This is a genomic window from Bartonella sp. MR110HLJHH, from assembly GCF_042194225.1.
Lineage (GTDB): Bacteria > Pseudomonadota > Alphaproteobacteria > Rhizobiales > Rhizobiaceae > Bartonella > Bartonella grahamii.
In genome coordinates this window covers 1-5,484 of record NZ_JBHIMQ010000031.1, presented here as the reverse complement: position 1 = coordinate 5,484, position 5,484 = coordinate 1, and the positions used below count along the sequence as shown (strand labels likewise).

Sequence of the window (5,484 nt, the reverse complement as noted above, 5' to 3'; positions counted from 1 at the left end):
GATCAATTTTATTGAAAAGTTGCGTGAACACTGTAAAGTCCATGGAATTCCTCTTTAACGAATTTTCAACTTTTTATATGATTTTTAAGCATTTTTCGTTGAGTTTTTTAGGATAGAATTAAATTTCGTAGATCTTTTCAGTCTATGAGAGAGAACTGAATATTACGCACCAACCTTTGCTTTTTACGAGCATATAGGAAAAATAATACACGAAATATTGTTATAAAAAGCCTTATCTAATAAATCTTATGGTAGGCATTTTCGTGTTTTTACTATTCAAAATTTTTATGTTATGTTTGTCCTTCTGCTGTTTGATAAGTGTATATTCAGCATTGCGTAAATGTGTGACCATTTGTAGTTTTGCTGTTTCATTTTGTAGCATAGCGAGCATTCCAATTATATGTGCTTGTAACTCAGCAATACTTTTTAGATCTTTTGTTGTCTTGATTTCGTTTAATAGTTCTTCAATTTGCTGAAAACGATTATTTGCTTCTTCAAAAGTCTTTAGACTTACGGCTTTATCAGTGATGGCTGCATATTGGCTACGCTTGTTGATAAAACTGCTAGATTCATGGACAGAGATAGGAATTTCTTCTTCTTTTAAAATATTTTTAAGTGATGTAGTTAGAGCAGAAGATTTATTTCTATTGTAGAGCGTCTCCGGATTTTTGAGGAAAAAACTGCTGTGATCTGTTTGTGCATTTTTAAGTTTTTTAGTGTCGAACTTTTGGTTTCCCGTTATAGACTCCTGTATCTTTTTTACTTCCTCAAGTTGTTTTTTTAGTGTTTCGAGAAGTGGGTCAGCTGGCGCTTCCTTTTGTTGTGGAGGTTCTTTAGGCGTTGTTTCACGTGACTTTCCAAAAAAATTGGGCCACGCCGTTGGAACTGTTGCTGACAAATCTGCCGCTCCAGCGCCAAAAGTCCAAGCCATGGCTGGGTCTGAAATCCCTAAAGTTATTACAACTACTATTGGAATGAGCTTTTTTTTCATGTTTCCCTCCTGTCATTTTTTGCGTGCTGTAAGAAAATTGGTAACCATATTGCCGGATCATCACCAACTTCCGCGATAATGCTTTCGGCTAATTCTGCGTTATCTGGTGTACCTGATAACACCAAGAGCTCGTCACTAAAGTCGTGTTCGATGGTTTTCCCACCGCTTGTCAGATGGAATTTACCAAGATTCAGTTCTGCAAGCGCAGATTGATCACCCTGCTTAATGAGGAATTGGCGACTAAACTCACCAAGTCCTTTAACGAGTTCAAATTCTGTATCTGTTAGTTTAAAGCCTTTTGTATAATCTTCATAGTTTGCCTTGGGGTTGGCTAGAAAAATGTAAGTCGCACACTGTTGAATGAGTGTTTTGGCAATATTACTTTCCAAGGCATCGCTAGGCTCTTGTGTTGCGTAAACAAAAATACCATTTTGTTTACGGATAGTCTTTTGCTTATTTTTCGCCAAATCTTCAAAGTACGGATCTTGCAAAGGCTTCCAAAACTCATCAAAGATATACATAAATCGCTGTCCGCTAATCATGCCTTCTGTGCGGTAAAGCAAATACATCATCACTGGGGTGCGAGTTTCAAAATTATCTAAAAATTCCGTGATATCAAAGCCGTAAATTTGATGTGTTGAGAGATCAAGAGCATCATGGGGATTATCAAATAACCATCCATAATCACCACCTTCACACCATTTTAGTAAGCGAGCATGAACAGATGGGTGAGCATTATAATCACTTAAACGTGGATTTGGTAAAAATTGTATCAGAAAGGACAAACGACGGAGTGATTGGTCAATGTTACTGCTCATAACAGACATAACCGCTTTGTTAATTTCTTCCTCGTCGTGATGCGTGACCTCACCACCAGCTTCTGCCAATTTTTTAACAAATTGTTTCAGAAAAATCAGATTTTCTTGTGTGGGTGGGAGTTGGAAAGGATTGAAACCACTTTTCCTGCCTGGCTTGAATGTTAAATATTTTCCACCCATCGCTCGAATGGCAATTTCCATACCACGATCTTTATCAAAAACAACCGTTGTCGGCTTAAATTTTTGTGCTTGTGCTACCAAAAAGCCGAGTAACACGGTTTTACCGGAACCAGATTGTCCGATAAGTGCGGTATTACCGAGCAAACGTTTATCTGTTGAGTCCTCTTCAAGTTTGGAGGCATGAAAGTTGAAATAAAGCGGTGTTTTACTGGTTGTTTTAAGAATTGTGACGGCTGGACCCCACGGGTTGCCAGTGGGTTTTCCTGACATAAAATTATGAAAAGATGAAAATGACAAAAAGTTCAATGATGTAATCGGAGCAGGACGTGGTCTCCATTTCCAATTGCCAGGAAGTTGTGCCCAATAGCCAGCCTCTATCGCTAAGTCTACAGGTTTGGGCAGTACCGCAACGTCTAGTAATGCTGCACTTGCTTTAGCCATATGGTCGCGAACTTGTTGAATTGTATCACCATAGATAGTCAATGTGCAGTGATGTTCTCCCATGACAAAATGCCCGCTAATAAGCTGGTTTAGTGCTTCGTCAATTTGTTCAATTTGGCTCGTTGCCACATCTCGTGCATCAATAAGGTTACGCTGATGCCGTTGTAAATAGTCTTTAGCAGCATGTCGGGAGAGCACCGAAAAGCTCTGCGTCAATACGAACTCGAAGTCACTTTCCAACAAAACATTTAATTGTCCTGGTTTGGTTGTTGCATCATATTCTTTAATTTCCAGCATTCCAAATCGACGCATTCCACTGGTTGTTCGCAATTCACCAAGAGCACCCCATTTTGAGAAAAAAGGCCGATTGATAGACATATAGTCAGAAAAACGGTCATGGCAAATTGGCATGGGGCGATATTCACCATTGACAAGCATTCCAAGGAACTCAAGTGCAGAAGAATAAGCATGCCCATTTTTTTCATAAGCACCAAGAAGTTCTGCACCGTAACGGTTTAAAGATTGGCCTAAAGTACGATTGATGTCATTGAGTTCTTTGATACATGAGTCTTGTCGCATCTTTTTTTGATCAAGCGTTTCACGTTCATGTTTAGAAAAGAACGACATAATTTTATCCGCTATCGGTTGAAAAACGACAGTCAGATATAAATCATTGACCATCAAATTATAACCAGTAAAGCTTTGCCGATATTTTTCATCAAGTTGATAGCAAAACATTTGATCAAATGTTGAATCAGGATATTCATAAACACGGCGACGCACAATATGTGTCCAAAATGATAAATTGGCTGATGCAATACCCCGTAGAGTATTGTTAAGCTCTTTTATCCATTGAAAAATATCTTCTTCTGAAGCGCTTTGATGTGAACGCCCGTCAATCTTCCAAATCGATAAATATTCCGCATTTTTAGTAGAGATAATCGTATCTGTAATATGATGTGAATAAGGCAGAAACAGGCTTACAGGTGTCTCTGATGCAAGGCGTTTGCTACTTTCAACAGCTGTCATGTTTATCTCCTTTTACTATAATCAGAGGGACTATAACTTGATGCGCCCCAAAAACCTTTGTTGCGATTGCGAAATTTAGTATCGATCCATAACCACCAGATACGAAACGCCTTATCATCGTTTTTAGTAATTTGCACCATAATGAACCATAATGGAGGTGCTATAATCCACAAAAAGACACTTACTGTCATAGCAATAACAGCGACCCCCATAACCATAACGATAAATGGCATCATGGGGACACCCCATATAGTTGGAACACGTGTTGCTCCTTTGAATAGGGGGAATTCTTTTTGTTCTTGTGATTTCATGGGGTGCTCTTGTCAGTGGAGGTGAAATAATATGTGGCTAATATAAAAGGCTGCACCAGCAATAATGACGCTGAAGGCCCATCGTATAAATGTAGCTCTTGCGATGATGCGAAATATATAAATAAGCAAAAGAAATAAAAGAATAATGATGGCGACGATAGGAATGATTATACTTAATCCATATTGCATTCCTATGAAGGCATCCAAGCTCTCAGTTTCCGTCTGAGCATATGCAGATTGCGTTATTAATAACATCATTGAAGTGATAATAATAACATTAATCTTGTTGCACGTCTTCGCTTGAAACGTATTTGATTGTTTCATATTCTTTATCCCCTTTTAATTAAAGTTGCTATAAACAATATTCCTTTTTTCAGTATGGCTACATTATTACTGGTACACACCTATAATCGATGGATATTAAAAACATTACGTATTATACTGGATTCATGAATTACCTTTCAATAATATTGCAGTAACTTTTGTTGTAGAGGGCACGATAATAATACTGATTGTCTATCGTATAAACGTATCGTGTTATACTATTTGTAATTGATGCCATTATCACGCTGTTTTAAATAGCAGAGTAACAAGTTGGGTTGCAGAACCTGCGATAACAACACCGATTGCCCACCGTACAAATGTGTCTTTTCCGATGTAGCGTCCTGCATAACCAATCGCTAAGCACAACAGTATAACGGCAGCAGCAATAGGAATAATCGCTTTCAAGTCTGTCTGTAAGCCTTCTAAAGCGCCCTCTGCATTTTTTAAAACACTCGCTTTGGCGGCGTAAGCAGAATTATTCATAAAGAACGCAGTCATAGCAGCAGAAATTGCGATGATTTTGTTGTTACTTTTCGATTGAACACTAATTAATTTTTGCATATTTCACTCTTATTAAAATCTAGATAATATTTTTATATAAATAAACATATTGTATTTACGATTTATAATTAATTCCATTATGGCTTAAATAGCAGTGAAACAAGTTGGGCTGCAGAACCTGCGATGACAACACCAATTGCCCACCGCACAAAAGTATCTTTTTCAATATAGCGTCCTGCATAACCAATTGCTAAGCATAATAGTATAATAGCAGCAGCAATAGGTATAATCTTCTGAATATCGCCCTGTAAACCTTCTAAAGCTTTCTCTGCATTTGTTAAAACGCTTGCGTTGGCGGCGTAAGCAGAATTATTTATAAAGAACGCAGTCATAGCAGCAGAAATTGCGATGATTTTGTTGTTATTTTTCGATTGAATACTAGTTAATTTTTGCATATTTCACTCTTATTAAAATCTAGATAATACTTTTATATAAATAAACATATTGTATTTATAATTAATGCCATTATGGCTTAAATAGCAGAGTAACAAGTTGGGTTGCAGAACCTGCGATGACAACACCGATTGCCCACCGTACAAATGTGTCTTTTCCGATGTAGCGTCCTGCATAACCAATTGCTAAGCACAACAATATAACGGCAGCAGCGATAGGGATAATCACTTTTAAGTCTGTCTGTAACTCTGTTAGAGCATTTTTTGCATTTGTTAAAGTTTTTGCGGCTTGTGCATGAGAAGAACTATTCATAAAGAACGCAGTCATAGCAGCAGAAATTGCGATGATTTTGTTGTTACTTTTCGATTGAATACTAGTTAATTTTTGCATATTTCACTCTTATTAAAATCTAGATAATACTTTTATATAAATAAAC

General features: G+C 37.3%; 7 protein-coding genes. All 7 read right to left on the bottom strand.

The features are described from left to right. Positions 1 to 232: 232 nt before the first annotated feature. The gene (locus ACFIKB_RS08795; RefSeq protein ID WP_375644420.1) at positions 233 to 991 is read right to left on the bottom strand and encodes a type IV secretion system protein; all 759 of its coding nucleotides are present in this window, start codon (positions 989 to 991) and stop codon (positions 233 to 235) included. Continuing rightward, a complete protein-coding gene (locus tag ACFIKB_RS08790) occupies positions 988 to 3,459 on the bottom strand; it encodes a VirB4 family type IV secretion/conjugal transfer ATPase (RefSeq protein WP_375644421.1) in 2,472 nt (823 codons plus the stop codon). The genes ACFIKB_RS08795 and ACFIKB_RS08790 overlap by 4 nt, the downstream gene beginning before the upstream one ends. Before the next feature lie 2 nt (positions 3,460 to 3,461). Beyond that, on the bottom strand, positions 3,462 to 3,770 hold the full coding sequence (locus ACFIKB_RS08785; RefSeq protein ID WP_375632819.1) for a type IV secretion system protein VirB3: 309 nt from the start codon (positions 3,768 to 3,770) through the stop codon (positions 3,462 to 3,464). 12 nt (positions 3,771 to 3,782) lie between these two features. Next, positions 3,783 to 4,094, bottom strand: coding sequence for a conjugal transfer protein (locus tag ACFIKB_RS08780; RefSeq protein WP_375632821.1), 312 nt, complete (start codon positions 4,092 to 4,094; stop codon positions 3,783 to 3,785). A gap of 240 nt (positions 4,095 to 4,334) precedes the next feature. Continuing rightward, positions 4,335 to 4,655, bottom strand: coding sequence for a VirB2 family type IV secretion system major pilin TrwL (gene trwL, locus ACFIKB_RS08775; RefSeq protein WP_375644422.1), 321 nt, complete (start codon positions 4,653 to 4,655; stop codon positions 4,335 to 4,337). A 77-nt stretch (positions 4,656 to 4,732) separates the two neighbouring features. Next, positions 4,733 to 5,050 (bottom strand): VirB2 family type IV secretion system major pilin TrwL, encoded by a 318-nt coding sequence (gene trwL / locus ACFIKB_RS08770; RefSeq protein ID WP_375644423.1) that lies wholly within the window; start codon positions 5,048 to 5,050, stop codon positions 4,733 to 4,735. Between the two features lie 70 nt (positions 5,051 to 5,120). Further along, positions 5,121 to 5,438: a VirB2 family type IV secretion system major pilin TrwL gene (gene trwL, locus ACFIKB_RS08765; RefSeq protein ID WP_375644424.1), complete on the bottom strand. Its 318-nt coding sequence runs from the start codon at positions 5,436 to 5,438 to the stop codon at positions 5,121 to 5,123. Positions 5,439 to 5,484: the final 46 nt, after the last annotated feature.